At 51.7% G+C, this 25110-nt stretch carries 29 protein-coding genes; 28 read left to right on the plus strand and 1 reads right to left on the minus strand.

The window, feature by feature from the left end; translation table 11 throughout:
- Positions 1-34 precede the first annotated feature (34 nt).
- Positions 35-949 carry a polysaccharide deacetylase family protein gene (locus tag ACE5LO_RS22220; RefSeq protein WP_375522158.1) on the minus strand — a complete coding sequence of 305 codons (915 nt, stop codon included), beginning with the start codon at positions 947-949 and terminating at the stop codon, positions 35-37.
- Positions 950-1042: 93 nt separating this feature from the next.
- Between ACE5LO_RS22220 and ACE5LO_RS22225 the strand changes: the two genes are divergently transcribed.
- The 28 genes from ACE5LO_RS22225 (at position 1043) to ACE5LO_RS22360 (ending at position 25029) form a co-directional block, all read left to right on the plus strand.
- Positions 1043-1411 (plus strand): hypothetical protein, encoded by a 369-nt coding sequence (locus tag ACE5LO_RS22225; RefSeq protein WP_375522159.1) that lies wholly within the window; start codon positions 1043-1045, stop codon positions 1409-1411.
- 194 nt (positions 1412-1605) lie between these two features.
- Positions 1606-2220, plus strand: coding sequence for a genetic competence negative regulator (locus ACE5LO_RS22230; protein ID WP_375522160.1), 615 nt, complete (start codon positions 1606-1608; stop codon positions 2218-2220).
- Positions 2221-2336: 116 nt separating this feature from the next.
- Complete coding sequence (gene prsW / locus ACE5LO_RS22235) at positions 2337-3032, plus strand: glutamic-type intramembrane protease PrsW (RefSeq protein ID WP_375522161.1); 696 nt, start codon at positions 2337-2339, stop codon at positions 3030-3032.
- 62 nt (positions 3033-3094) lie between these two features.
- Entirely contained in the window at positions 3095-3244 is a 150-nt protein-coding gene (locus ACE5LO_RS22240) for a hypothetical protein (RefSeq protein WP_375353544.1), read from the plus strand.
- A 79-nt stretch (positions 3245-3323) separates the two neighbouring features.
- A complete protein-coding gene (gene ypeB, locus ACE5LO_RS22245; RefSeq protein ID WP_375522162.1) occupies positions 3324-4703 on the plus strand; it encodes a germination protein YpeB in 1380 nt (459 codons plus the stop codon).
- 158 nt (positions 4704-4861) lie between these two features.
- Positions 4862-5515 (plus strand): flagellar brake protein, encoded by a 654-nt coding sequence (locus ACE5LO_RS22250; RefSeq protein WP_375522163.1) that lies wholly within the window; start codon positions 4862-4864, stop codon positions 5513-5515.
- A 145-nt stretch (positions 5516-5660) separates the two neighbouring features.
- Complete coding sequence (gene cmk, locus ACE5LO_RS22255; protein ID WP_375522164.1) at positions 5661-6359, plus strand: (d)CMP kinase; 699 nt, start codon at positions 5661-5663, stop codon at positions 6357-6359.
- 3 nt (positions 6360-6362) lie between these two features.
- The gene (locus ACE5LO_RS22260) at positions 6363-6950 is read left to right on the plus strand and encodes a lysophospholipid acyltransferase family protein (protein WP_375522165.1); all 588 of its coding nucleotides are present in this window, start codon (positions 6363-6365) and stop codon (positions 6948-6950) included.
- 89 nt (positions 6951-7039) lie between these two features.
- Complete coding sequence (gene rpsA, locus ACE5LO_RS22265) at positions 7040-8257, plus strand: 30S ribosomal protein S1 (RefSeq protein WP_375522166.1); 1218 nt, start codon at positions 7040-7042, stop codon at positions 8255-8257.
- A gap of 129 nt (positions 8258-8386) precedes the next feature.
- Positions 8387-9709: a ribosome biogenesis GTPase Der gene (gene der, locus ACE5LO_RS22270; protein WP_375522167.1), complete on the plus strand. Its 1323-nt coding sequence runs from the start codon at positions 8387-8389 to the stop codon at positions 9707-9709.
- An 11-nt stretch (positions 9710-9720) separates the two neighbouring features.
- Entirely contained in the window at positions 9721-10323 is a 603-nt protein-coding gene (gene plsY / locus ACE5LO_RS22275) for a glycerol-3-phosphate 1-O-acyltransferase PlsY (protein ID WP_375522168.1), read from the plus strand.
- A 1-nt stretch (position 10324) separates the two neighbouring features.
- Positions 10325-11365 (plus strand): NAD(P)H-dependent glycerol-3-phosphate dehydrogenase, encoded by a 1041-nt coding sequence (locus ACE5LO_RS22280; RefSeq protein WP_375522169.1) that lies wholly within the window; start codon positions 10325-10327, stop codon positions 11363-11365.
- A gap of 64 nt (positions 11366-11429) precedes the next feature.
- On the plus strand, positions 11430-11705 hold the full coding sequence (locus ACE5LO_RS22285; RefSeq protein ID WP_375353535.1) for a stage VI sporulation protein F: 276 nt from the start codon (positions 11430-11432) through the stop codon (positions 11703-11705).
- 98 nt (positions 11706-11803) lie between these two features.
- The gene (locus ACE5LO_RS22290) at positions 11804-12469 is read left to right on the plus strand and encodes a hypothetical protein (protein WP_375522170.1); all 666 of its coding nucleotides are present in this window, start codon (positions 11804-11806) and stop codon (positions 12467-12469) included.
- A complete protein-coding gene (locus ACE5LO_RS22295; RefSeq protein WP_375353533.1) occupies positions 12459-12803 on the plus strand; it encodes a 2Fe-2S iron-sulfur cluster-binding protein in 345 nt (114 codons plus the stop codon). Before ACE5LO_RS22290 ends, ACE5LO_RS22295 begins: the two co-directional genes overlap by 11 nt.
- A gap of 381 nt (positions 12804-13184) precedes the next feature.
- Positions 13185-14663 (plus strand): stage IV sporulation protein A, encoded by a 1479-nt coding sequence (gene spoIVA, locus ACE5LO_RS22300; protein ID WP_375353532.1) that lies wholly within the window; start codon positions 13185-13187, stop codon positions 14661-14663.
- A gap of 206 nt (positions 14664-14869) precedes the next feature.
- Positions 14870-15952: a sugar ABC transporter substrate-binding protein gene (locus ACE5LO_RS22305; protein WP_375522171.1), complete on the plus strand. Its 1083-nt coding sequence runs from the start codon at positions 14870-14872 to the stop codon at positions 15950-15952.
- A gap of 72 nt (positions 15953-16024) precedes the next feature.
- Positions 16025-17548, plus strand: a complete 1524-nt coding sequence (locus ACE5LO_RS22310) for a sugar ABC transporter ATP-binding protein (protein WP_375522172.1) — start codon at positions 16025-16027, stop codon at positions 17546-17548.
- Positions 17538-18524: an ABC transporter permease gene (locus ACE5LO_RS22315; RefSeq protein WP_375522173.1), complete on the plus strand. Its 987-nt coding sequence runs from the start codon at positions 17538-17540 to the stop codon at positions 18522-18524. Before ACE5LO_RS22310 ends, ACE5LO_RS22315 begins: the two co-directional genes overlap by 11 nt.
- A 174-nt stretch (positions 18525-18698) precedes the next feature.
- Positions 18699-18971, plus strand: coding sequence for a non-specific DNA-binding protein Hbs (hbs, locus tag ACE5LO_RS22320; RefSeq protein ID WP_375353528.1), 273 nt, complete (start codon positions 18699-18701; stop codon positions 18969-18971).
- A gap of 156 nt (positions 18972-19127) precedes the next feature.
- On the plus strand, positions 19128-19355 hold the full coding sequence (gene mtrB / locus ACE5LO_RS22325; RefSeq protein WP_375353527.1) for a trp RNA-binding attenuation protein MtrB: 228 nt from the start codon (positions 19128-19130) through the stop codon (positions 19353-19355).
- A 99-nt stretch (positions 19356-19454) separates the two neighbouring features.
- A complete protein-coding gene (locus ACE5LO_RS22330) occupies positions 19455-20033 on the plus strand; it encodes a hypothetical protein (RefSeq protein WP_375522174.1) in 579 nt (192 codons plus the stop codon).
- Positions 20034-20118: 85 nt separating this feature from the next.
- The gene (locus ACE5LO_RS22335) at positions 20119-20985 is read left to right on the plus strand and encodes a heptaprenyl diphosphate synthase component 1 (RefSeq protein ID WP_375522175.1); all 867 of its coding nucleotides are present in this window, start codon (positions 20119-20121) and stop codon (positions 20983-20985) included.
- 9 nt (positions 20986-20994) lie between these two features.
- Positions 20995-21723: a demethylmenaquinone methyltransferase gene (locus tag ACE5LO_RS22340; protein ID WP_375522176.1), complete on the plus strand. Its 729-nt coding sequence runs from the start codon at positions 20995-20997 to the stop codon at positions 21721-21723.
- Entirely contained in the window at positions 21716-22591 is an 876-nt protein-coding gene (locus tag ACE5LO_RS22345) for a UbiA-like polyprenyltransferase (protein ID WP_375522177.1), read from the plus strand. The genes ACE5LO_RS22340 and ACE5LO_RS22345 overlap by 8 nt, the downstream gene beginning before the upstream one ends.
- On the plus strand, positions 22588-23235 hold the full coding sequence (locus ACE5LO_RS22350) for a UbiX family flavin prenyltransferase (protein ID WP_375522178.1): 648 nt from the start codon (positions 22588-22590) through the stop codon (positions 23233-23235). The genes ACE5LO_RS22345 and ACE5LO_RS22350 overlap by 4 nt, the downstream gene beginning before the upstream one ends.
- Positions 23192-24058 (plus strand): menaquinone biosynthesis protein, encoded by an 867-nt coding sequence (locus tag ACE5LO_RS22355; protein WP_375522179.1) that lies wholly within the window; start codon positions 23192-23194, stop codon positions 24056-24058. Before ACE5LO_RS22350 ends, ACE5LO_RS22355 begins: the two co-directional genes overlap by 44 nt.
- Positions 24055-25029, plus strand: coding sequence for a polyprenyl synthetase family protein (locus tag ACE5LO_RS22360; RefSeq protein ID WP_375522180.1), 975 nt, complete (start codon positions 24055-24057; stop codon positions 25027-25029). The genes ACE5LO_RS22355 and ACE5LO_RS22360 overlap by 4 nt, the downstream gene beginning before the upstream one ends.
- Positions 25030-25110 lie beyond the last annotated feature (81 nt).

The raw sequence follows: 25110 nt of genomic DNA on the forward strand, positions 1-25110 counted from the left end.
AAGCGGGGTTCTTCTTTGCCGATACGAACAAGCGCTATTTTGAAGCCTCCGTGTCGATGCTGCCGGGGTCCACGAAGGAATACCCTTTCTGCTCAAGCTTGGTCAGCAGCTCATCCAGTGCCTCAACGGTCCAGGGCAGCTCATGCATCAGAATATTGCTCCCTGGATGGAGCTGGTCCATCACATTTTGGATCAGAGCCTGTTTTTTGTTCGGATCGCTTTTTTTCATGGTCCAGTCCAGAGAGCCGTTGGACCAGGTCATGTATAGAAGGTTCTCTTCCTTGGCCACTTGCTGTCCGACATCCCCGCCGGCTCCGTTAGGGGGACGGAAAAAGACCGGTGCCGTCCCAATCGTATCCTTTACCAGCTCCTGCACGTCTTTAATCTGTTTCCGCACTTTGGCTATCGGCTCATTTTTAAGAATGATGTGGTCATAGCTGTGATTTCCGATCATATGACCCTGTTCATTAATCTGTTTCAGCAGCTCAGGATGCTCCTTGACCCTGTACCCGTTCACAAAAAATACAGCCTTCGCCCCATGCTTATCCAGGGTATTCAGCAAGGAATCAACCATCACCCGGTCTTTCGGGCCGTCATCGAAGGTCAGAAGCACGATCTTTTTCTCTGCGCCACCTTCCTTGATGGGGACAATATTATAGGCGCTGTTCATGCGGTACAGCTTCTGGGGCTGCTCCTCAGCGCTCCGAACGTCCTCGCTTTCGCTGCCTGTTTCTGATGACTCATTTTTCCCTGCACCGGGGGCTTTGCCGCCGGCAGCGGTATCTGTTCCGGTTGAGGGGGGTGTCTGCTCTGCCGTACCGGATTTGCCCGTGTCATTCTGGCCGGATTGCGGTGAGGAATCAGCCGGGACAGCGGATTCCGTGGCGGAAGCGCAAGCCCCGAGCAGAAGGCTTGAGGTCAGCAGTATGGCTGCCGCTTTAGTGCTCATGTGTGCATCACTCTTTCCTGTATTTATACCGCATGAGTTCCCTGGCTCCAGAGAACACTATGGACGATCTTATCACAAAAGGAGGTCCATATTGTGAAAACTTCTTCATTTTTTCTGGGTGTGCTTCTGGGAGCAGCTGCCACCTCGCTGATGTCCAAAAACGGCGGTTCCGCTATGATGGGCATGAACCGTAATGGCGGCAATGTAGGCGGCATGATGGAAAAGGCAAAACACAGACTAATGGATGCGACTTTTCCCGGCATGATGGGAAGCGACCTGAACGCTGCGATGACCAGGCAGGAAAAGCATGATGGGGACAAAGCCAGAAAAAAAACTTACTCCAGCAGCGAAAAAGCAGAGAATATTAAAATGCTGAAGGAGTTTATCCGCAACAGTCCCGATGTCAAGCGCGAGGTTGAGCAGATCCTTAAAGAAACCCATACGGCGGTACCTGGAATATAAACCGCATTGTTTTGTAGAGAATCATTTTCGCGGCTTTTTTTCGGGCTGTGCAAATGATTCTTTTTTTGTCTTTTTTATTGCGTGCATTTGAGGGTATAAAATGATAACATATCTACATAGAACCATTTTCATCACAGGTGTCTTTGTTGCATCATATTCTGTTTATAATACTCGGTTGCAGAGGAGGATCCAGTATGAAAATAGAAAGATTAAGTCAGGACAAGATACGGATTTTCCTTACATTTGACGATCTGAGCGAGCGCGGCATACAAAGAGAGGACATGTGGCAGGAAATTCCGAAGGTGCATGAGCTGTTTACTGAAATGATGGATCAGGCATACAGCGAGCTCGGTTTTGACGCCACCGGTCCGTTAGCCGTCGAAGTATTTGCGCTTCCTGCTCAAGGAATGGTCGTTATCGTAACCCGGGGGAAATACGACCACCAGCAGTACGTTTCGGGTTCTGATGATGAGCTGCCTGAAGAAGTATATGAGATGGAGGTCACCCTTGAACAAAGTGATTCCATTATTTACGCCTTCAGCGATTTCGAGGTGCTAATTGAAGCGGCTCACATGCTCCGCAGCAATATTACGGAGGCAGGTAAGCTGTATCACTATAGAGGAAAATGGATTCTATATCTGGAGCCGGAGGAAGTGGATGAAGACCGGCATGCCGCGCTCATTGCGGTGCTGGCTGAATTCGGGGAAGGATCTTCCCTTACTCCGGCGGTGCTTGAAGAGTATGGCAAGCTGGTCATGGCCGAGAATGCGGTGGCAACCATTTGCTCGCATTTTGACAGCCGCGGCTAATCCGGTGCTCTGGAAGCCGTAGCAGGAAGACCTGACGGTCTGGCTGCTGCAGCATTTTGAACGACAGCCGGCCCTGCAGACACACGGGCCGGCTGCAGTTTTTTGGAGGGATGACGGTGCTCCTGTTTTCGGTACTTGCGGCAGCGATAGCGCCGGGTATCGCTTTACTGACGTATATTTATCTCAAGGATAAATATGACTCCGAGCCGTTGCATATGGTAATCAGGGTGTTTTTGCTTGGTTTTCTTGTCGTGCTGCCAGTCATGATCTTTCAACGGGGGCTGACGCTCTGGCTCGGCGATCATACGCTGCTTACCTCCTTTGGCGTATCGGCCGGAGTCGAAGAGTTTCTAAAGTGGTTTGTTGTGTACCATGTCATTTATAATCATACGGAATTTGATGAGCCTTATGACGGGATCGTATATGCCGCAGCCGTCTCGCTTGGATTTGCGACCGTAGAGAATCTGCTGTATGCGTGGGCTGGTTATTCATCTATCGGGTCACTGGTCATTCGTTCGTTGCTGCCTGTGTCGGGGCATGCCATGTTCGGTATCATTATGGGTTATTATCTCGGCCGGGCCAAGTTCTCGGAAGGCCGAAGCAGCAAGCTCTTTCTTGCGCTCTCGCTGCTGTTCCCATGGTTTTGGCACGGTCTTTACGATATTATCCTGAATACGCTGACCCAGGACTGGATCTGGTTCATCGTGCCTTTGATGCTGCTGCTCTGGTTTATGGGTATGGGCAAACTCGCAAGAGCGAACAGCCGCTCCCCGTTCCGCGTGGTTAAACCGGAGGAAGAGGTTAACTTGTAAGCAAATTGGACACACTTGTCTGACATACGGGCTTCGTGCCTGATGACGGAGGTGTGTTTTTTATGCGTGTTAAAGTAAGAATTTACTGCAAACAGTGTGGGGAAAAATTTGTGCTGCGCGGCCGCAGAGAGATGGACCGGATTGAAACCGGATTCAAGCGCTGTCTGTGCGATAATGCGGACGAATTCATCATCGAGGAGGAGGCCTTGTAGACTCCTGAAGCTTATGCATAAGAGTCCTTTCATCTTGTCACACTATGGTTAGCGTACCTGATGAAAGGAGACTCTCACGATGTATAAGCGAATAAGCGCTTTTTTGTTTCCTGTTGCAGCTATTTTGCTGGTCGGAGCTTTAGTATGGGGATATCAGGAGAATCAGGAGAAGAATTCGCTTCTGATCAAGGCGGAGAACCAGTATCAGCGGGCATTTCATGATTTGTCCTACCATATGGACCAGCTGCACTCCCAGCTTGGCAATGCCATCGCGGTCAATACAGCCTCGAATGGAATGCACCGTAAAAGCCTGGTTAATGTATGGAGGCTGACCAGTGAAGCGCAGAATGAGGTCAACCAGCTCCCGCTGTCGCTGGCTTCCTTCAATCATGCGGAGGACCTGCTTTCCCGGATGTCCAATTTTGCATACCAGACCTCTGTCCGGGATTTGAATAAGGAACCGCTCAGCGACAAGGAGGTGAAAAACCTCAAGGTTCTCTATGAAAATTCGAAGGATATTTCGAAGGATCTTCATGAAATGCAAAGCAAGGTGCTGGCTCACAACCTGCGCTGGATGGATGTGGAGTCGGCCATCGCAACAGAGAAGCAGCCTGCAGACAATACGATTATTGACGGCTTCAAGACGGTGGATAAAAAAGTGGAGCAGTATTCCGAGCTCGACTGGGGGCCCTCCATTGCCAGTATGTATGATAAGCGGTCTGTGAAAAAGCTGAATTTGCGGCCTACTACTCCGCAGGATATCCGGGCTAAAGCAGCCAAGTTTGCCGCGACCAGACCGGAGGATGTGAAGATTCTTGAAAATGGCAAAAATACAGAATGGCCTTCATACACCGCAGTTATTAATGCCAGAAACGGCAGCGGAAAAAGTATGGATTTTACTCACAACGGCGGTATGCTCATTTCCTACAGCGATCAACGGCCGGTGGGCAAAAAAGCGGTGAACCGCAGCCAGGCGATTGCCAAGGCGAATTCCTTCCTCAGTCATAAGGGCTACAAGGGGATGAAGGCGGTAGCTTATGATGAATACGATAATATGGCCAACCTCACTTTTGTGCCGTCCGAAGGGGATGTGCTCATTTATCCGGAAAAGGTCACCGTCCGCTCGGCTTTGGACAACGGAGAGGTCATCGGTTTGCAGGCAAGCGATTATATCTATGAGCATCAAAATACCCGGAAGCTGCAGAAGGCCAAGCTGAGTGCCGCTCAAGCGCGCAAATTTCTCAATCCCGAATTCAAGGAAATGTACCACCGGAAGGCCGTCATTGAAAATGAGCTGTCAAAGCATGTGCTCTGCTATGAATTTGGGGGACGAATCAACGGCTCGGTCTATCGGATTTACATGAATGCGAATACGGGGGAAGAAGAGAAGATCGAGGAAGTCAAGGATGCGGACGAACATTTTAAGAAGGAACAGCATAATAAACCGTTTGTAAGCTAGGCTTTTCATTGATTTCCGACAGCCCTCTGATCATTCAGGAGGCTGTTTTTTGTACACGTCCTTTTCGCAAAAACTTCATCTTTCAGGTAAAAAGTCATGGTATAATGGCGGGGTTATACAACGATGCAGATTACCGCAGGATGAGGATGGTGGCAGGGATGTTGCCCAAAATAACAGATATGCTATTTTTTCAGTTGGCTGCTTCGGACGACAAGACGGATACGTTTGATTATAGAGCCAGAATTATGGATATGAAAGAAGACAACTATCTGGTCGAAATACCGATCAATGTGGACACCGGCAAAATGAAGATGCTGCATCTCGGTGACGAGCTTTCCGTTGTGTTTGTAAATGAAAACGGACTAAGGCATTATTTTAACTCGCATGTTACCGGATTTGAAAAAGACAGGGTACAGCTGATCCATATTCGCAAGCCGCTGGAACATGAAATCACAAAGGTTCAGCGGCGCAGCTATTTGCGGGTTCCTGCATCGCTGGAAATTGCAGTGCAGTCGCAGGAGCATGCCATTCATTTTATAACCCATACGATTGACGTAGGCGGGGGCGGTGTGTCTTTTAACGCCAGACCCGAGGCTGTACTGCAGTCAGGCTGGAGCCTTAAATGCTGGCTGCTGGTGCCTTACAAGAACGGGACCAGGGAGCATGTCAGCTTTGATGCGGAAATTGTGAGGATTGTTGTGCAGGAGAACAGTACAAGCCAGGTTATGGCAGCCTATAAAAAAATTCCTGATCTGGAACGGCAGAAGGTTATCAGATACTGCTTTGAACAGCAGCTGGAGCACCGGCAATAAAGAAATGAACGGATGGGGAGAGTAAATTTCCGGTATGGAGCAAAAAGGCCTGTTTTTGCATCATCGTGCTAGGTGTGGTATAATTTTCACGTCGCAGGCAATGCCTGTTTTTTTATTGAGGCTTTCGGTTGAGGAGGGTGCCCCGTTGGCAAGGCAGAGTACGGCATCGAACGGGAAAATCAACATCGCCATTGATGGGCCTGCCGGGGCAGGCAAAAGTACGGTTGCCCGCAGGGTGGCTGAAGCATTATCTTATGTATATGTGGACACTGGCGCCATGTACCGGGCAGCGACCTGGTATTTGATGAAACATGAGGTTTTACCGGAAGATGTCCAGGAAGTGCTTCAACATGTACCCAAAATGGTGATTGAATTAAAACCGGACCCGTCCGGGCAGAAGGTCATCTGCAACGGAGTGGATGTCACCGTGGAAATTCGTTCGCTGGACGTAACCGGCAACGTATCCAGGTATGCCAGTATCGCGGGTTTGCGGGAACATTTAACGTCAGGCCAGCGCCGGATGGCGGAATGCAAAGGCGTAGTCATGGACGGCCGTGATATCGGTACGACCGTGCTGCCGGACGCAGAGTTGAAAGTATTCATGACTGCCAGCGTCAAGGAGCGTGCTCTTCGCCGATTCAAAGAATTGCGGGAGGTGGGCATCACGCTGGAGCAGCTCGAACGCGATATTGCGGCTCGGGACAAATTGGACGAAGAAAGGGAAGTTTCCCCGCTTCGCCGCAGCGAAGATGCCATGATGCTGGATACGACGTATATGGATATCGACGAGGTTGTCGATACGATCGTATCCTACTGCAAAACGGCGATAGGATGGAGAGATTGAGCAATGATTTATGAATTGTGCAGTGGAATTCTGCGCATCCTGTATCGGTTCCTGTTCAGATTGGAGGCGATCGGCACCGAGAACGTGCCGGCCGAAGGCGGTGTACTGCTTTGTTCCAATCATATCAGCAACCTGGATCCGCCTACCGTTGGTATCTTGCTGAACCGAAAGGTTCGCTTTATGGCCAAAGCCGAGCTATTTGATATTCCTGTCCTTGGACCGCTGATCGCGAAGCTTGGAGCTTTTCCGGTAAAGCGGGGCGGAGTGAGCAAGGAATCGATCAAGTTGGCCCTCACGATTTTACGTGATGGAGAGGTTATGGGTATATTTCCGGAAGGATCGCGGAACGCTCAGGGAATGGGCAAGAAAGGGGCTGCAAGCTTTGCGCTTCGCAGCGGGGCCGCCGCCGTGCCTGTAGCGATTGTGGGCGACTACAAGCTGTTCCGGAAGACGAAGGTCATTTACGGGAAGCCGGTTGATCTCGAGCAGTACAAGGCGGCCGTGGAAGGCGATCCTTTGGAACTCGCAACCGAAGGCATTATGTCCAGAATCCGCACGATGAAAGAGACCGGTCAGCCGACACAGAGCTGAGCTTGACAGGCTGGGCATACATGAATGTTTTGAACTCTGCTATACGCAGGTTTGAATAAAGGTGTTTTTGAATTGAGGAGGGTATTGACATGTCGGAAGAAACAAGAAACCAAGAAGCTGTTGAGGCGGCAACTCAAGACGAGCTTGACCAGATGGTATCGCTCAAAAAAGGGGATACTGTCAAAGGAACAATCGTGAAGCTGGAAGATAACCAAGCGGTAGTAAGCATTGGATATAAATACGATGGCGTAATTCCACTTCGCGAGCTGTCTTTCGATGGAGAGGAGCCACAGGTCGGACAAGAAATCGAAGCCAGGGTTACAAGCATCAACGACAACAAAGAGCAGCTGGTTTTGTCCAAGCGTGCTATTGACAGCGAGAATGCATGGGAGAAGCTGCAGCAGCATTTCGATAACCAGGATGTATTCGAGGTTACCGTAACCGATGTAGTAAAAGGCGGCGTTGTAGCAGATGTTGGTGTGCGCGGATTTATTCCGGCTTCCATGGTGGAGCGTCATTTTGTCGAGGATTTCAGCGATTACAAGGGACGTACATTGCGCGTTAAAGTAAAAGAACTGGACCGTGAAAATAACAAGGTCATTCTTTCCCAAAAAGATGTGCTCGAATCCGAATTCGAAGCGAATAAGCAAAAATTGATGTCCGAGCTGCAGGAAGGCCAGGAGATTGTGGGTACAGTTCAGCGCCTGACCCAGTTTGGAGCTTTTGTTGATGTGGGTGGTGTAGATGGGCTGGTTCACGTTTCCGAAATTGCCTGGAATCATGTTGACAAGCCGTCCGACGTCGTATCCGAAGGACAGCAGGTGAAGGTAAAAGTGCTCAAGGTAGATCCTGAAAAAGGAAAAATCAGCCTGAGTATGAAAGCAGCTCAACCGGGTCCATGGGAATCCGCTGCAGGACAATTCAACAATGGTGATATTGTGACAGGCGTAGTAAAACGTCTCGTTAACTTTGGAGCATTCGTTGAAATCGCTCCTGGCGTAGAAGGTCTGGTGCACATTTCACAGATTTCGCACAAGCACATCGGAACTCCTCAGGAAGTGCTTGAAGAGGGTCAAGAAGTGAAAGCGAAAATTCTGGAAATGAATCCGGCAGAGAAGCGTGTCAGCCTGAGCATCAAGGAAACGGAAGAAGCTCCGGCACCATCGCCTAGAGCTGAAAGACCTGAAAGATCGCGTGACCGTGCCCCTAGAGAGCAGTTGAACAACCCGAATGTATCCTTGAACAATGAAGGCATGAGCGTTACTCTTGGAGAGCGCTTTGGCGACAAGCTTAGCAAATTCAAGTGATTGAGCAAACGGCAATATTACGCATGAACGTACACCATCGGCGGACCCAGAGGGTTCGCCGATTGTTGTTGCAAACATCATTTTTTTGCTATGATTAGATAGCGAAAAATGGACAGGAGGAATGGCAATATGGCAAGACCCGTCGTGGCGATTGTAGGTCGTCCGAATGTCGGGAAGTCAACGATATTCAACCGGATTATTGGCGATCGTTTGGCTATAGTGGAGGATAAACCCGGAATTACCCGTGACCGGATTTACGGTGTGGCCGAATGGAACGGTAAACCTTTCAGCATCATTGATACCGGCGGCATCGAGATTGACGGAGAGGATGTCATTCTGAAATCCATCCGTATGCAGGCCGAGCTCGCGATTGAAGAGGCAGACGTCATCGTATTTATGTGTGATGCCAAGACCGGGGTCACACAGGCGGACGAGGAGGTTGCGCAGATTTTGTACCGTTCCGGCAAGCCGGTCGTTATCGCTGTGAACAAGGTCGACAATATTGAACGCAGCGATCTGATCTATGAATTTTACACTTTCGGTTTCGGTGATCCGATCGGTGTTTCGGGCAGTCACGGGACCGGCGTTGGCGATCTGCTGGATGCTATCACAGACAGCCTGCCTGAGCTGGAGGATGACGAATATGACGAAGATGTGATTCGTGTAGCCCTGATCGGACGCCCGAATGTCGGCAAGTCTTCACTTGTCAACGCGATCCTGGGTGAAGAACGGGTCATCGTCAGTGATGTTGCGGGTACGACACGTGATGCGATTGATACACCGTTTGAACGGGATGGGCAGCGCTATGTGCTGATCGATACGGCGGGCATGCGCAAGCGCGGCAAGGTGTATGAAACGACCGAGAAATACAGCGTTATGCGCGCAATGCGCGCTATCGAGCGCGCTGATGTAGTGCTGATCGTGATCAACGGCGAAGAAGGCATTATCGAGCAGGATAAACACATTGCCGGTTATGCTTATGAAGCGGGCAAGGCTTCCTTGTTTGTCGTAAACAAATGGGATGTCGTAGAGAAGGATGACAAGACGATGCGGCAGTTCGAAACGAAAATCCGTGATCATTTTCTCTTTATGACCTATGCCCCTGTAGTATTCCTTTCTGCCAAAACGAAACAGCGCCTGCACAAGCTGCTTCCCGTCGTTCAGCATGTATCGCAGCAGCATGCGATGAGAGTGCAGACACATCTGTTGAATGATGTCGTGTCCGATGCAGTAGCCATCAATCCTCCGCCTACGGATAAAGGGCGCAGACTGCGCATCAATTATGCGACACAGGTGGCCGTGAAACCTCCGACGATGGTGGTGTTTGTCAATGATCCGGAATTGATGCACTTCTCCTATGAGAGATACTTGGAGAATAAAATCCGTGCCGCTTTCAATTTTGAAGGAACACCGATTCGCATATTTACCCGGCACAAGTCTGATGAAGGTTAGGGGAGAGCAGCTTGATTTTACAGATTGCAGCCGTAGTGGTCAGCTATCTTTTGGGCTCGGTCAGCTTTAGTGTTTTGATCGGACGTTTTCTGAAAGGTGTAGATGTAAGGCAGCACGGAAGCGGCAATGCGGGGGCGACCAATACGCTGCGCGTTTTGGGCAAAGGTCCCGCCATTATGGTGCTGCTGCTTGATGTGTGCAAAGGCATTGCCGCCGTATGGCTCGGCTACTGGCTGGGGGGCGGTTCGCAATGGACCGCTGCTCTGTCCGGTATTGCCGCCATCGCGGGTCATAACTGGCCGCTTTATTTTCATTTCCGCGGCGGAAAGGGCATTGCTACGGCCATCGGTGTGCTCGCCACACTCTGCTTCTTCCCGGCGCTTATCGCGGGAGTTATCGCTATTTTATCTATTGTAATTACCCGTTACGTGTCGCTTGGTTCCTTAATCTTCGTCATCCTGACGCCATGGATGATTCTCGTCATGGGTTATTCCTGGCCGTTATTCTGGAGCAGTCTCATTATTTGCGTTTTTGCTGTATGGAGACACAGAACGAATATCCGCAAGCTGCTTCAGGGCAAGGAGAACAGACTGGGCTCCAAGGGGGGAGATTGACTTGGCTGACAAGGTTGCTGTACTGGTCGCAGGGAGCTGGGGAACGGCGCTGGCTTCGGTGCTGGCGAACAACGGGCATGAAGTGATGATTTGGACCCGCAATGAAGGGCAGGCCGAAGAAATCAACACTCGTCACACGAACAGCCGTTACCTGCCGGATGTCGAGCTGTCTTCCCGCATTGCGGCGGTGACCGACATGAGTGTGGCCGCCGAGAATGCCAAAGCGGTCATTATTGTCGCTCCTTCTGCGGCCATGCGGCAGGTATGCGCCGATTTCAAGCCATACTACAGGGAAGATATGCTCATTGTGCATGCGACGAAGGGGTTTGAGACCGAGAGCCTGAAGCGGATGTCGACCGTGATCGCGGAGGAGCTGGGTTACCCGGAAGGTCGAATCGTAGTGCTGTCCGGTCCCAGCCATGCGGAGGAGGTTGTCCGCAAATGCCCAACGACCGTTGTCGTTGCGTCCCAGGATGAGCGCGGCGCGCAGGCTGCCCAGGATCTGTTTATGAATTCCTACTTCAGGGTATATACGAACCGTGACCAGGTTGGCGTGGAGCTGGCGGGAGCGTTAAAGAACATTATTGCGCTCGGAGCCGGCATGTCGGACGGTCTGGGCTTTGGCGATAATGCCAAAGCGGCCTTGCTGACACGCGGGTTGGCCGAGATTACAAGAGCAGGCATAGACATGGGGGCCAACCCGCTGACGTTTGCCGGACTGGCCGGCATTGGAGACCTGGTCGTAACGGCCACAAGCAAGCACAGCAGAAATTGGCGCGCAGGCTCGCTGCTCGGTCAGGGACAGCCATTGGATCAGGTGCTAAGCACAATGGGCATGGTGGTTGAAGGAATCCGGACCACGAAGGCCGCTTATGCTATCTCCAGCAAACTGAATGTGCAAATGCCCATCACGGAGCAGCTATACAAAGTATTGTTTGAACAGAAGGATGTACGCAGCGCGGTGGAAGCGCTCATGGGGCGTGACCCGAAAACGGAGATGGAAGTCATGCCTTTAAAAACATGGGAGCAATGGCACTCTTAGAATACTCACCTTTTACTCCCGGCATTCATACACTGAATGTAGCAATGCCGGAGGAGGGGAGACAGTGAGCAAGAATTTTCCTAAGGACGCGCTGAACGCAATCAACAAAAAAAGCGGTAAGACGATATCCGAAAATGCCGTCAAAAAACTGGCAAGTACGGTTAAACCGGAGACTTTGCAAAGTGAGGCAAAGCTTCGCCAACTGATCAAACAAGTATCCGCCATGGCGAATATCCCGGTATCGGAAGATACAGTGAAGGACATTGTGGGCGCGGTTAGTAAGAGCGGCATGAATCCTTCCAACCTGGAAGCGTTGATGAAAATGATGATCAAGAAATAAACGGCCGTTTTGTTTTTTCGTCAAGCCCGCAAACCGGACAGGTTTGTGGGCTTTTTTCCAAGGCGAAGAGCACAAGCGGGTGAAAGGAGCAGGCGGCATTGAACAACATAAAAGGGTCGGACATGCTCCGCAATGTACCGGTGCTTGCTGCAGCGCTGCATGATGCATCCGAGGCCTGGGCGGACTATCCAGCCGTATGGCTGCTGGGAGGGAGCTGCTCGTTGCTGCTGCAGCAGGTGGAATTGGGGCGGCAGCCGAACGATATTGATGTATATGCTGACCTTGCTGCCGCTAAGCTGCTGCATACAGCTGCGCCGGGCATATCAGAGGATGAGCAGGAGTTAAACCGCAGCGGCCTGTATACATCGCTGCTCAGCCATTACCGTGTAAACGGGCTGCGGCTTGAGCTTGTCGGCGGCTTTGAAATCATGGCTGGGGGTTCATGGTACAGGCTTGAGGTTGAGCGTGTTCTGCAGGAGTACGCCCCGCAGATAAGGCTGAACAATAATCCGCTGTACCTTACCCCGTTAAGCCATGAGTTCATGTTCAATCTGCTGCGGGATAGGGCTGACCGGTATGAAGCTATTGCGAAGGTAATGAATGTGCGGCCGGACCTTCACGCCCTGCTTGTGAGCAGGCTGCTGCAGGCCAACGTCTGGGCAGACAGTCTTTTAAGCCGGATGTCCGCTCTGCTGCCGTGGACCGCAGACTTGATTGCCGGACAGCAAACCCGTGACAAGGGAGGAAAACAGTGTGAATCATGAAGTGACTTTTCTTCCTGCCGGAAAGAAAACGGTTGTCCGCACCGGCATGACCGTGCTTGAAGCCGCCCGCAAAGCGGGTATTCATATCCCGACCCGTTGTGCCGGCAAGGCTTCCTGCCTGATGTGCAAAATTACGGTGATTCCTGCAGATGGGGAAATCACTCTGCCGACGGCTGCGGAGGAGCGCAAACTTGGGCTTCTGTTGAGTAAGGGAGTACGTCTGTCCTGTCAAGCCAGGGTTACAGGCAAGACGGAAGTAACTGTGCCTGAAGACCCCTTGAAGGCGGCTGTACGGCGGCAATTGGAACGGCAGGCTGAGGACGACCTGTGGTAAGCAATGAAAAATGTTGAACCATGCAAAACCGCCAAGGGCGGTTTTTTTGCTGTACGACGGGCATGGTCAGCCGTAAAACTGCATATATATTGTGATAGCGGCCCAGGAAATTGAACCGGGATTCTTTCATTCCGGCTGCAATAGAATAGATGCAGTCATATTTATGAGGACACATACATAATATGATACCAGTCCAAATTCATGTACGCGTGCAGACCGCTCACGCCGATTCGATCAGCACATGAACCGTGCCGGAATGCTCGGTGGCGGACGACTTCCGTGCTTGCTCTGCCGCAGCAGGGGATCAAATCTTCTGATTGAACACGAAGCGTATGCTCTTGCAGCATTGTTCCTTCGGAGACTTTTGAGGAGGGGATTTCATTGGAGAAAGTAGACATTTTTAAAGACATTGCCGAGCGCACCGGAGGAGATATTTATCTGGGGGTCGTCGGTGCAGTCCGCACGGGAAAATCCACATTCATCAAGCGATTTATGGAAACTATTGTACTTCCCAACATTGCGAGTGAAGCAGATCGGCTGCGGGCCACCGATGAACTGCCGCAAAGTGCGGCCGGTAAAACGATTATGACGACAGAACCGAAATTTGTACCAAACAATGCGGTGCAAATCAAGGTGGCCGAGGGGCTTGACGTAAATGTCCGACTGGTGGACTGTGTCGGTTATGCTGTGGATGGCGCCAAGGGGTATGAGGATGAAAACGGTCCCCGCATGATTTCGACTCCATGGTTCGAAGAGCCGATCCCTTTCCAGGAAGCGGCTGAGATCGGCACCCGCAAAGTGATCCAGGAGCATTCCACACTGGGGGTAGTGGTGACGACAGACGGCACGATTGCGGAAATACCACGCAGCTCGTATATAGAGGCGGAAGAGCGGGTCATAGAGGAGCTCAAGGAGGTCGGAAAGCCATTTGTCATCGTGATTAACTCGACCCGTCCGCGCAGTGAGGAAGCGCTGGAACTGCGCAATGAGCTTGCTGCCAAATATGATATTCCGGTGATGACGTTAAGCGCTTCGACGATGACGGAAGAGGATGTCACTGGTGTGCTGAGAGAAGTGCTGTACGAATTCCCTGTTCATGAAGTCAATGTCAATCTGCCCAGCTGGGTTATGGTGCTGAATGAGCGGCATTGGCTGCGTACGAACTATGAAAGTTCAGTTAGAGATACAGTCAAGGATATTCGTAGACTACGTGATGTGGACAGGGTGGTTGGCCAGTTCATGGAGTATGAATTTATCGAACGAGCCGGGCTCAGCGGTATGAATATGGGCCAGGGAGTGGCTGAAATTGATCTGTATGCGCCTGACGAACTGTACGACCAGATTCTTGTGGAAGTAGTCGGGGAGGAAATCCGCGGGAAAGATCATCTGCTGCAGCTGATGCAGGAATTCACCCATGCGAAGCGGGAGTACGACCGGTTTGCGGAAGCGCTGGAAATGGTGAAGACGACCGGCTACGGCATAGCCGCCCCTTCGCTGGCCGAAATGGCGCTGGATGAACCGCAGCTGATCCGTCAGGGATCACGGTTCGGGGTTCGCCTGAAAGCGACGGCTCCATCGATCCATATGATCCGGGTGGATGTTGAGTCCGAATTCGCTCCGATCATCGGCACGGAGAAGCAAAGCGAAGAGCTGGTCCGTTACCTGATGCAGGATTTCGAGAATGATCCGATCAAGATTTGGGAATCTGACATCTTCGGAAGATCGCTCCATTCTATCGTAAGGGAAGGCATTCAGGGCAAAATTGCGATGATGCCGGACAATGCCCGCTACAAGCTGCAGGAAACTCTGGGCCGTATCATCAATGAGGGCTCCGGCGGTCTGATCGCTATCATTTTATGATGTATGGAAGATGTTCTTCTATAAAAATGTGTCTGGTACGAAAAACCGTGAAGAGTTGAACTCTTTGCGGTTTTTTGTTTATGGGTATCCAGTCGAACAAGCGGAACAAGAAAAAACATAAAACCTATTTACATAGTCGGTTTAACGCGTTATATTAATATTCAAATTTAAATGGTGTTGTACATACTTGAGGGGGAACAGAGAGAATGAAATCGAAAGTATCCAAAACGATGTGGCTGGTATCCGCGTTGGCGGTCATGGCCCTATTTCTTGGTGCATGCGGCGTTCAGCTTCCGGAGCAAGAGGCGGCGGACGGCCAGCAGAGCACCGCTGCGGCCGGTGGTGACTTGCGCGGCAAACGGATTGCCCTGATCATGGAATTCAATACCGGAACTTTCTCGCAGCAATATGTGCAGGGTGTTGAAGAGGAAGTCAAAAAGTTTGGCGGTACGCTTACGAAATTCGTGGCAGATAACGATAAAGCGAAAATGGCTTCCCTGGTCGAAAGCGCGGTTAACCAACATTTTGATGCCATTTTGACAGACCATGGAGACGCATTGCTTGAGCCGGGCTTGAAGAAAGCGGTGGAACGCGGCATTCCGGTCGTTGTGTTTGACGCAGCGGTTAATGTGCCTGGAGCGACGGTTCTTTCCCAGGACGATCAAAAAATGGCCGAACTTACGCTGGAGCAGATGAAGAAGGATCTGAATGGCAAGGGCAAGATCGTAAAAATATGGGTGGCCGGTTTTGCCCCAATGGAAAGACGCCAGCAGTCTTACGCCAAGTTTATGGAAGAAAATCCGGGCATCGAGGAGATCGCCTCCTTTGGCAGTGCGCAAAACCCGGCCCTGGACACTCAGGCCAAAATGGAAGCCGTGCTGAAGCAGTATCCGAAGGGTGAGATTACGGCGGTATGGGCAGCCTGGGACGAATTTGCCAAAGGTGCGGCACGGGCGATCCAGCAGGCCGGCAGAGATGAAATCAAAGTATATGGTATCGATATGAGTGACGAGGATTTGCAGATGATCCAGGATCCAGCCAACCCGTGGGCAGCTTCGGCAGCGGTCGATCCAACGGATATCGGGCGTGTTCAGGTGCGTTATGCTTACCAGAAGCTGCATGGCGATGAACCTGAGGCTAACGTAGTGCTGGAGCCGGTTTATGTCCATCGCGATTCCCTGCCTGACCAGCAAATTTCCACGGCAGAGCTTTCCCAGTATGTAGAGGGTTGGGGACAGAGCGCGCAGGGCAAAAAGGACTGGATGGCTGAATACGAAGTGTCCAAGTAACCGGTCTGACAATTCAAAATGGAGAGGAGGCGCGCTGAAGGCGCGCCTTTCCGGTGTAAGGAGGAAAATCCTATGAATTCAGGTGGCTACAAGCTGGAAATGAGCGGCATCTGTAAATCCTTTGCGGGTGTGGCAGCACTGCATGAAGTCAGCTTTAGCGTATCCGGCGGGGAAATTCACGCTTTGCTAGGAGCGAACGGCGCCGGCAAAAGCACGCTGATGAAAATTTTAGCAGGCGCATACAGTCCGGACAGCGGCAGCATCTGTGCGAACGGCAGCGAGCTGCGGATCACTTCCCCGGCGGAAGCCAAAAAAGCGGGCATCCATTGCGTGTACCAGGAGGTGGACTCTGCGCTTGTTCCCCAATTGACTGTTGCCGAAAATATTATGCTGGACACCCTTTCCAGGCCAGGCGGAGGGCTGTGGGCGGGAGGGCCGCGCATGCGCCTGCAGGCAAGGGAGGCGTTGGTCCGTCTGAAAGCGGACATTGATGTCCGCGCAAAGGTCGCGGACCTGACACTGGCCGAAAAGCAGATGGTGTTGATCGCCCGCATTCTGACTCAAAAGGCGAATGTTATCATTTTTGACGAGCCGACGGCTCCGCTCAGCCAGGAAGAAACGGGCCGTCTGTTCGATACGATTCATCAATTAAAGCAGGGAGGTGTTGCCTGCATATTGATCACACATCGGCTGCCCGAGGTAACGGAGCATTGCGACTGTGTAACCGTGATGCGGGATGGCACTCGCGTATTTACGGGGGAAGCGGCATCCGTGGATGCCGCCGGCATTGTGACATATATGCTTGGCAAAACCTTCGCGGAGGAATTTCCCAAGGTGGAGGCCGAGCAGGGGGAAATCGTGCTTGAAACCAGTGCTTTGCGGCGCGGAACGAAGGTGCGCGGGGTGGATTTGCACGTCCGGAGCGGCGAGGTATTGGCCGTCGTGGGAATGGTGGGTGCGGGCAAGACGGAGCTGTCCCGGCTGTTGACCGGAGCGGACAGGCCGGAAGAAGGGGCTGTGCTGCTGCACGGCAAGACTGTTCATATGAAGCAGCCTGCGGATGGAGTGGCCCATGGCATTGTCTCTGTTCCTGAGGAGCGGCGCAAGCAGGGGATTCTGATCGAGGAGTCCGTGGAACACAACCTGAGCCTGCCGCTGCTGGACAAGCTGAGCACGCTTGGCTTCGTCAACCGCCGAAGGGAGCGCGCCCATGCCGGGCAGCTCGTATCGGCGCTGCATATCAAGGCCGCCTCCGTCCGGCAGGAGGCCAAATATTTGAGCGGAGGCAACCAGCAAAAAATCGCCATTGGGAAATGGCTGAACTCCGGAGCAGAAGTGTTTGTTTTCGATGAGCCTACGAAGGGCGTCGATATCGGTGCCAAAAGCGATATTTTCCGCTTGATCGGCAAGCTTGCAGCAGAGGGAAAGGCCGTCATCTACCTGACCTGCGAGTTCGCGGAGGGGCTCGGAATCGGGGACCGCATCGCGGTCATGTACGATGGTGTTATCGTTAAAGAGTTTGCACGCGGGGAAGCCGATCAGGAGAGGCTGCTGCTGTACGCAAGTGGTGGAGAGGATGTAAGGCATGAAGGATAAATTGTTGAATTTGCTGTTCCGCTATGGGGCTGTAGTCGTGATTATAGGAGTAATCGCATACTTTTCGCTCACACTGCCGTACTTTTTTACTTATGATAATCTGACTGATATTCTTGGTTCGATTGCGATCGTTACCTTTGTAGCCATCGGGGTGACCCTGTCGCTCATCGTGGACGGCTTTGATCTGTCCGTAGGCTCGACGGTTTCCCTTACCACTGTGGCTTCCGCCTCGCTGATGATCTGGTATGAACAGCCGGTCTATATCGTGATTTTGGTATCGCTGGCCATCGGTGCGGTCATCGGGCTGCTGAACGCGTTTATGATCGTCAAGCTCAGAATTCCCGACCTGCTGGCTACCTTGGCTGTGATGTATATCGTCAGCGGGGTTCACAAGACCTATGCGCAGGGCTACACGATCTATAACCATATGCAGTTTCCGGATGGGACCAAGGCCCCGGGTGAAATGGCCCTGTCGTTTCTGCTGCTTGGACAGGGCAGATGGCTCGGACTGCCGTTCTCCGTCGTACTGCTGATCACCACGGTTATTCTGGTGCATGTCTTTTTGACCTATACCAAGTACGGCCGGCAAATGTATGTCACCGGGGGGAACGAAGAGGCTGCCAGATTGTCCGGAATCAAGGTGAAGAAGGTGCGGACGCTTGCTTATGTCGCTTCAGGGCTGTTTGCCGCCATTGCCGGCATTTTGTATGCTTCGCGTGTCGGCTCCGGACAGATTGATGCGGGCGCTCCGCTGCTGATGGAGGCGGTGGCCGCCGTTTTTGTAGGATTTTCCGTGCTTGGGGCGGGCAAGCCGAACGTGATCGGCACATTTGTGGGTTCCATCCTGATCGGTGTGCTTGTGAACGGCCTGACGATGATGAACGTGCAGTATTTCGCGCATGACATTATTAAAGGAATCGTGCTCGTTTTGGCGCTTTCCGTCACATTTTACGTACTGAACCGCCGGCGGGCTTGAAATTGTTGCTGGCATGTATTACTATAAACCTTGTTCCGCGTCGGAAATGCCCTGTACAACGGGCAGGAACGGCGGTGCTGATGAAAAATAAGCGGTTATACGTATATTTGATGGCAAAACGGAAAGAGATAATATTACTTTAAACACATACTAGGTTCAGGAGGTGAACAGGCAATGAACAAAACAGACTTGATCAATCAGGTGTCCGAGAAGGCGGAGCTGTCCAAGAAGGATGCTACCAAAGCGGTTGACGCGATTTTCGACGCGATCTCCGAAGCTCTCCAATCCGGAGACAAGGTACAGCTTGTTGGATTCGGCAATTTTGAAGTCCGTGAACGTTCCGCACGGAAAGGACGCAACCCGCAAACAGGAGAAGAAATCGAAATCCCTGCGAGCAAAATCCCGGCTTTCAAACCCGGTAAAGCGCTCAAAGACGGAATTAAATAAGATTTCTTACATATTTCCATTGTTGCACGACAAGGCCGTGAATCTGATTCACGGCCTTTCGATTTGAAATGAGAATATACGGTCTTCACGGTACCAGGTTGACAAAAGAGGGGCGCGTCTGCATCATGGAGATATTGAAAACGGGAGGGACTCGTTATGGATGAAGAAAAAAGCACTGCCGATTATATCGTGATTAAAGCCAAGAGCAGCGGATGTCAGGTGTTTGGTCTGACACGCGGTCAGGATACCAAGCTGCACCACTCCGAGAAGCTGGACAAGGGCGAGGTGTTGATCGTGCAGTTCACGGAGCATACCTCAGGCATCAAGGTGCGTGGCAAGGCTCTTGTCATGACCAAGCACGGCGTTGTGGATACGGAAGAATGAAAAAGCAGGCATAGCCTGCTTTTTTTTGTTGTACAATGTGGTATGAAGCCTTGTCTCGGACAAAATAAAGCCGGCAAGGAGCGGAGGAGGCAACAAGCCATGAAACGGTTGACGGTTTTCGCCGGGGCGCTGCTGCTGACGGTTGGTGCGGCCGCACTTCTTCCCGCCCTGCAGCAGCTTGATCATTTTGCAGGCAGAGCGGAAAATACGAGGGCTGTGCTGCTGCCGCAGCCGCGGATGGAACTGAACGAATATAATCTGGTTGACCAGTTGAACGGGCTTCCGCTGACGATGCAGATCGCCAAGGCGAGCTGGAAGGGGGCGGTGCTTACTCTTGACCTGAAAATGCCGGACACGGCTACCAGCCCTGCCACGGTGTACGAAAATATAGCTGAAGTCGCCAGCTACTGTTTTTACGGGACGAGCAATGTGCAGCAACTGCTGCTCCGAATCGTCGCCGAGGATCCTTGGACGGGGAAAAGACATCTGCTCATTGCGGCGGACATCAGGCGGGATGAGTGGCCGGCTGAGGCGCTGCACACGCTTAAAGGCTGGTCAGAGCCTGAATTGCCGGAAGAACTCAAGAACGAATTCCGTATTTCGGATACGAAGCTATGGCGCACCCGCTACCATGTTCAGCCACAGGCTGAAAACGCGGCCGCATTTTATACGCCTTAAGTCGCTTGTCTCCATGATTTATGTTATAATAGACGGTATTGCAATAAGTTAAATGGACAGTTTAGTAAAGGCTCGGAGGCTAAGGATGAAATCGTATCGCGTACCCCAGTTGGCAAAAAAATATGTGGAATACGACATGATACAGCAGCACACGGACATGCCGTCATTTCCTGAAAGCCGCGCCCGCCTGCTGTTTGCGTTCCTGAACCGGAGCGATGACAAGAGGGACGGTCGGGATGAATTGTATCCGCTAGTTACATCATTGGTACAAATGGGGCTTGATACCCATGATATGATCGATACCGCCAAGGAAATGCCCAGCCCGTCCAAAATGAGATCCAGGCAGCTCAAGGTGCTTGCCGGAGATTATTTTAGCGGGCGTTTTTACCAGCTGCTCGCCCAGGCCGGAAGCATTGACGCTGTCGCTATCTTGAGCAAAGCAGTCTGTGATGTGAATGAGAGCAAGACGGGCATGTACCGTAGCATGTGCAAGTTTCTCATGCCGCCTCAGGAATATTTGAACAGGATGGCGGTCTTGAAGAAGAGGCTTTTTCTTTCCTTCACTCCTTGGATTCGCGAGTCTGACCGGAAGCTGTGGGAAAGCCTGCTTCAGGAATTCAGTTTGTGCGATACGCTGGCCGAGGAATTAATGAGGCTGGAAGCGGCAGAGCGTTCGAGATTCAGCTTTGCCTTCTGGGGACTGCTGGAGAAAGGAACGGCGGAGGAGAAGGAGCTGCTGCTGAACGGAACGCTTGACGGCAAGTCATGGCGCCAACTGCTGCTGAAATACAAGGTGGGTGATTTGCTGGCGGACAAGCTGGATGCCGTGCTCGGACGGATTCGGGAAATTCTGTCGGAAGCTGACGACAAGGACCGGGAAGAGTTCGGACGAATGACAGAGCCCTTCCTGCGTCTCATCCATACGCCCGGTACTGCCGTAAGGGAAGGTTAGGTGAAGTGAATGAAATCAGGTGAAGCCAAGCCGAAGGAACAGTTTGTGCATGAGGTGTTTGAGAGCATTGCAGGCAAGTACGATATGATGAACGACATTCTGAGCCTGCGCAGGCATAAGGCGTGGCGCAGCTTTACGATGAAGAAGATGGACATGCAAAAGGGAGACACCGCCATCGACCTCTGCTGCGGCACGTGCGACTGGACGCTGGCGATGGCCCATGCAAGTGAAACGGGGCACATCCGCGGACTCGATTTTAGCCAAAACATGCTTGAAGTTGGCAAGAGAAAAATTGAGCAGGAGGGGAAAGGAAATCAGATTACCCTCGTGCAGGGCAATGCCATGGAGCTGCCGTTTGCGGACAATACGTTTGATTATGCAACCATCGGCTTTGGCTTGCGCAATGTGCCGGATTTGCGGCGCGTGCTGCAGGAAATGCAGCGGGTCGTCAAGCCGGGTGGGCGGGTCGTCTGTCTGGAGCTGTCCAAGCCGACCTGGCAGCCGTTCAAAGGCATTTACTATTTTTATTTTGAACAGATTTTGCCAAGACTTGGCAAATTATTCGCCAAACGGTATGAGCAGTACAAATGGCTCCCGGATTCATTGGCGCTTTTTCCGGGGAGGGAGGAACTGGCCGTCATTTTCCGGGAAACCGGACTGCAGAATGTAACGGCCCATTCCCTCACCGGGGGCATTGCAGCACTGCATATTGGAGTCAAGGAGAGTCGGCATGTTTAGGAAAATCGCTATTTTTTCGGAAATGATCAAAATCGAGCATACTTTGTTTGCTCTTCCGTTTGCCTTTATGGGCGCGATGCTCGGGTCTTTCATGGTCAATGGCGCGTTGCCTACCTGGGCGGAAATCGGCTGGATCCTGCTGGCCATGTTCGGAGCGCGCAGCGCCGCTTTCGGCTTCAACCGCATGATTGACCGCGTGATCGACGGCAAAAATCCCCGGACGGCCTCCAGAGCGATTCCGGCCGGGCTGCTTAAGTCGTCGGAAGTTATTATATTTGTAATTGTGTGTCTCGCCCTTCTTTTCTGGGCGGCCTCTCATTTGAGCCCGCTCGCACTTAAGTTGTTTCCGGTCGCACTCTTTATGCTTGTATTTTACTCTTACACAAAGCGCTTCACATGGCTCTGCCATATCGTGCTGGGCCTGACCATCGGCCTTGCCCCGCTCGGAGGCTGGGTTGCGGTAACGGGAAGATTTGATGCTGCGGCATTGGTGCTGTACATTACGATTGTATTCTGGACAGCCGGCTTTGATATCATTTACGCCTGTCAGGATGTTGATTTTGATCAAAAAGAGGGCGTGTATTCGATTCCGGCCCGCTTTGGCGTGGCGAGAGCGTTGAAAATTGCCCGCACGTTTCATATCATTACCGCGATCGGGTTTATCCTGCTGTTCTTTGCGGCTGATCTGAGCTGGTGGTATTTGGCTGGCATGATTATTTCATATATTATACTTTTCTATGAGCACTATATTGTAACGCCGAATGACCTTAGCCGTTTGCAAACCGCATTTTTCAATATGAACAGCATTTTGAGCATCGTTGTGTTTGCTTTCACTCTTATTGATTTGGTGGTGCGCCACTACGAATGACTAATTATGCGGGAAAACGTATTGTCGTCGGAATTACAGGGGCCAGCGGCTCCATATATGGTGTGAGGCTTACAGAGGTTTTGCTGTCCATGGGCTTCGAAGTTCATCTCGTTGTGTCGAATGCCGGGTGGAGGGTGCTGAAAGAAGAATTGGAATGGAATGTTACTGACCGGGAAGGCATACTGAACGACAAGTTCGGAGACCGTCCCGGTCCTCTTGTCTACCATCCGGTTACGGATATCGGGGCTACGATTGCCAGTGGCTCCTACCTGGCGGATGGCATGATTATCATGCCATGCTCTATGGGAACACTGTCTGCTGTAGCCCACGGTTCCTCGGATAATTTGCTGGCCCGGGCAGCGGATGTCATGCTGAAGGAGGGGCGGCCGCTCGTGCTGGTTCCCCGGGAAACGCCGCTGCACGCCATCCATCTGGAAAATATGCTCAAGCTGGCGCGACTGGGCGTTAAAATCATACCAGCCATGCCGGCTTTCTATTTCAAGCCGCGCAGTCTGGAAGACATCGTGTTGTTTCTCGTAGGCAAAGTGCTTGACAGCCTTCGAATTGAACATCATCTGTTTACGAGATGGGGGGATAACCATGGAGACAGTGATCAGCCGCACCACACGGGTAGGCAAAATTAAATATACGAACGCCTGGCCTGTCTTTCATTCTTTTAATCCGGAACTGCTGCAGCATTCTGTAGAATTGGTGTCAGAAGTTCCGGCCTTGCTGAACCGGCGCATGCTGGAGGGAAGTCTGGAGGTTAGCGCAATGTCTTCCTTCGCCTATGCGCAAGGCTCGGATCACTTTATGCTGCTGCCGGATTTGTCGGTCAGCGCGGACGGTGCCGTGCAATCGATATTGCTGTTTTCACGCGAGCCGCTTGAAAAGGCAGTCAACGGCACCATTGCCTTGACCAACACATCCGCAACATCGGTCAACCTGCTCAAAATTCTCGTTGAAAAGTATTTGAAGGGGAACCCGGAATATTTCACAAGCGAGCCGAATTTGACAGAAATGCTGCAGCGAGCTGACGCCGGTTTGCTGATCGGAGACCATGCGATCAAGGCTTCCTGGGAGAATAACGGATATTATGTGACGGATCTGGGCCGGCTCTGGAAAGAATGGACTGGCCACAGCATGACCTTTGCCGTCTGGGCTGTGCGCCGCGAGGCAGCTCTATCCAATCCGGAAGCGATCAGTGAAATTGTTCGTGCTTTCCATTCAAGCAAGGAGCGCAGTCGCAGCAACTTGACGCCGCTCATCGACCAGGCCGTGCGGGAAATCGGGGGCAGCGAACATTATTGGCACGGATATTTTTCGAATTTATGTTATGATTTCGGCATGAGGCAGCAGCAGGGTTTGGAGTTGTATTTTAAATATGCGTATGAATTGGGCCTGCTGAAGCACGAGATTAAACTGCAAATATGGAGTGACAATACGCTGACACGGGTGAAGGAATGAATCGATTGGAACTATTCGGGTTGCTGAAGAAAGATATGAATTTCATAGAGGAAGAGCTGTACCGCAGTATCGACAGCCGGGAAGAACTGATTAATGATACCTCGCTGCACCTGCTCAAGGCAGGCGGGAAACGGCTGCGGCCTGTATTTGTCCTGCTCGGCGGGAAGTTTGGAGAATATGATCTGCACAAGCTGAAGCGGGTCGCTGTCCCGCTTGAACTGATACATTCGGCCTCCCTCGTTCATGATGATGTGATTGACGATGCCGAGACGCGGCGCGGACAGCCGACTGTGAAATCGAAATGGGACAACCGGATTGCAATGTATACCGGTGATTACATATATGCACGGGCCTTGAGTATTGTGGCGGAGCTTCCGAATCCGGCGATTCATCATGTGCTGTCCAAAGCACTGGTGCAGATGTCCATAGGCGAGATGGAACAGATCCGCGACTTTTTTAACGTTGACCAGGGTGTCCGCAATTATCTGCTCCGCATTCGCCGCAAGACAGCATTACTGATTGCGGTCAGCTGCGAGCTCGGAGCGATGGCATCAGATGCCACGGCACGCATAAGCTCTTTGCTCTACTCTTTCGGCTACAATGTTGGAATGGCCTTTCAGATCCATGATGATATTCTGGATTTGCTGGGCACGGAAAAACAGATCGGAAAGCCTCCGGGCAGCGATATGAGACAGGGGAATATTACGCTCCCTGTCATCTACGCCTTGCAGCAGCCGGAATTGCGTGAAGCCTTGCTTGCGGAAATCAACCTGATCCGCGAGCGTGAAGACAGGCACAGCCCGCGTGCCGCCATCGAGCTGATCAAAAAAAGTAACGGAATTGCTAAAGCAGAAAATCTCGCCGACCGATATATTAAGAAAGCTTTAGATTCACTTGATCTTCTACCTGAGGTTAAAACCAAAAAAACGCTGCGTGACCTTGCTCATTTTGTAACCCGCCGTTCCTACTGAGGACACCTATGTGCTCCAGAAAGGGCTTGATGTGACAAAAATTCCTTAAATGTTTACAAACTTTCTGTTAAAATATCGTTG

It is taken from the genome of Paenibacillus medicaginis, from assembly GCF_042138635.1.
Taxonomy (GTDB): Bacteria; Bacillota; Bacilli; order Paenibacillales; family Paenibacillaceae; genus Paenibacillus; species Paenibacillus medicaginis.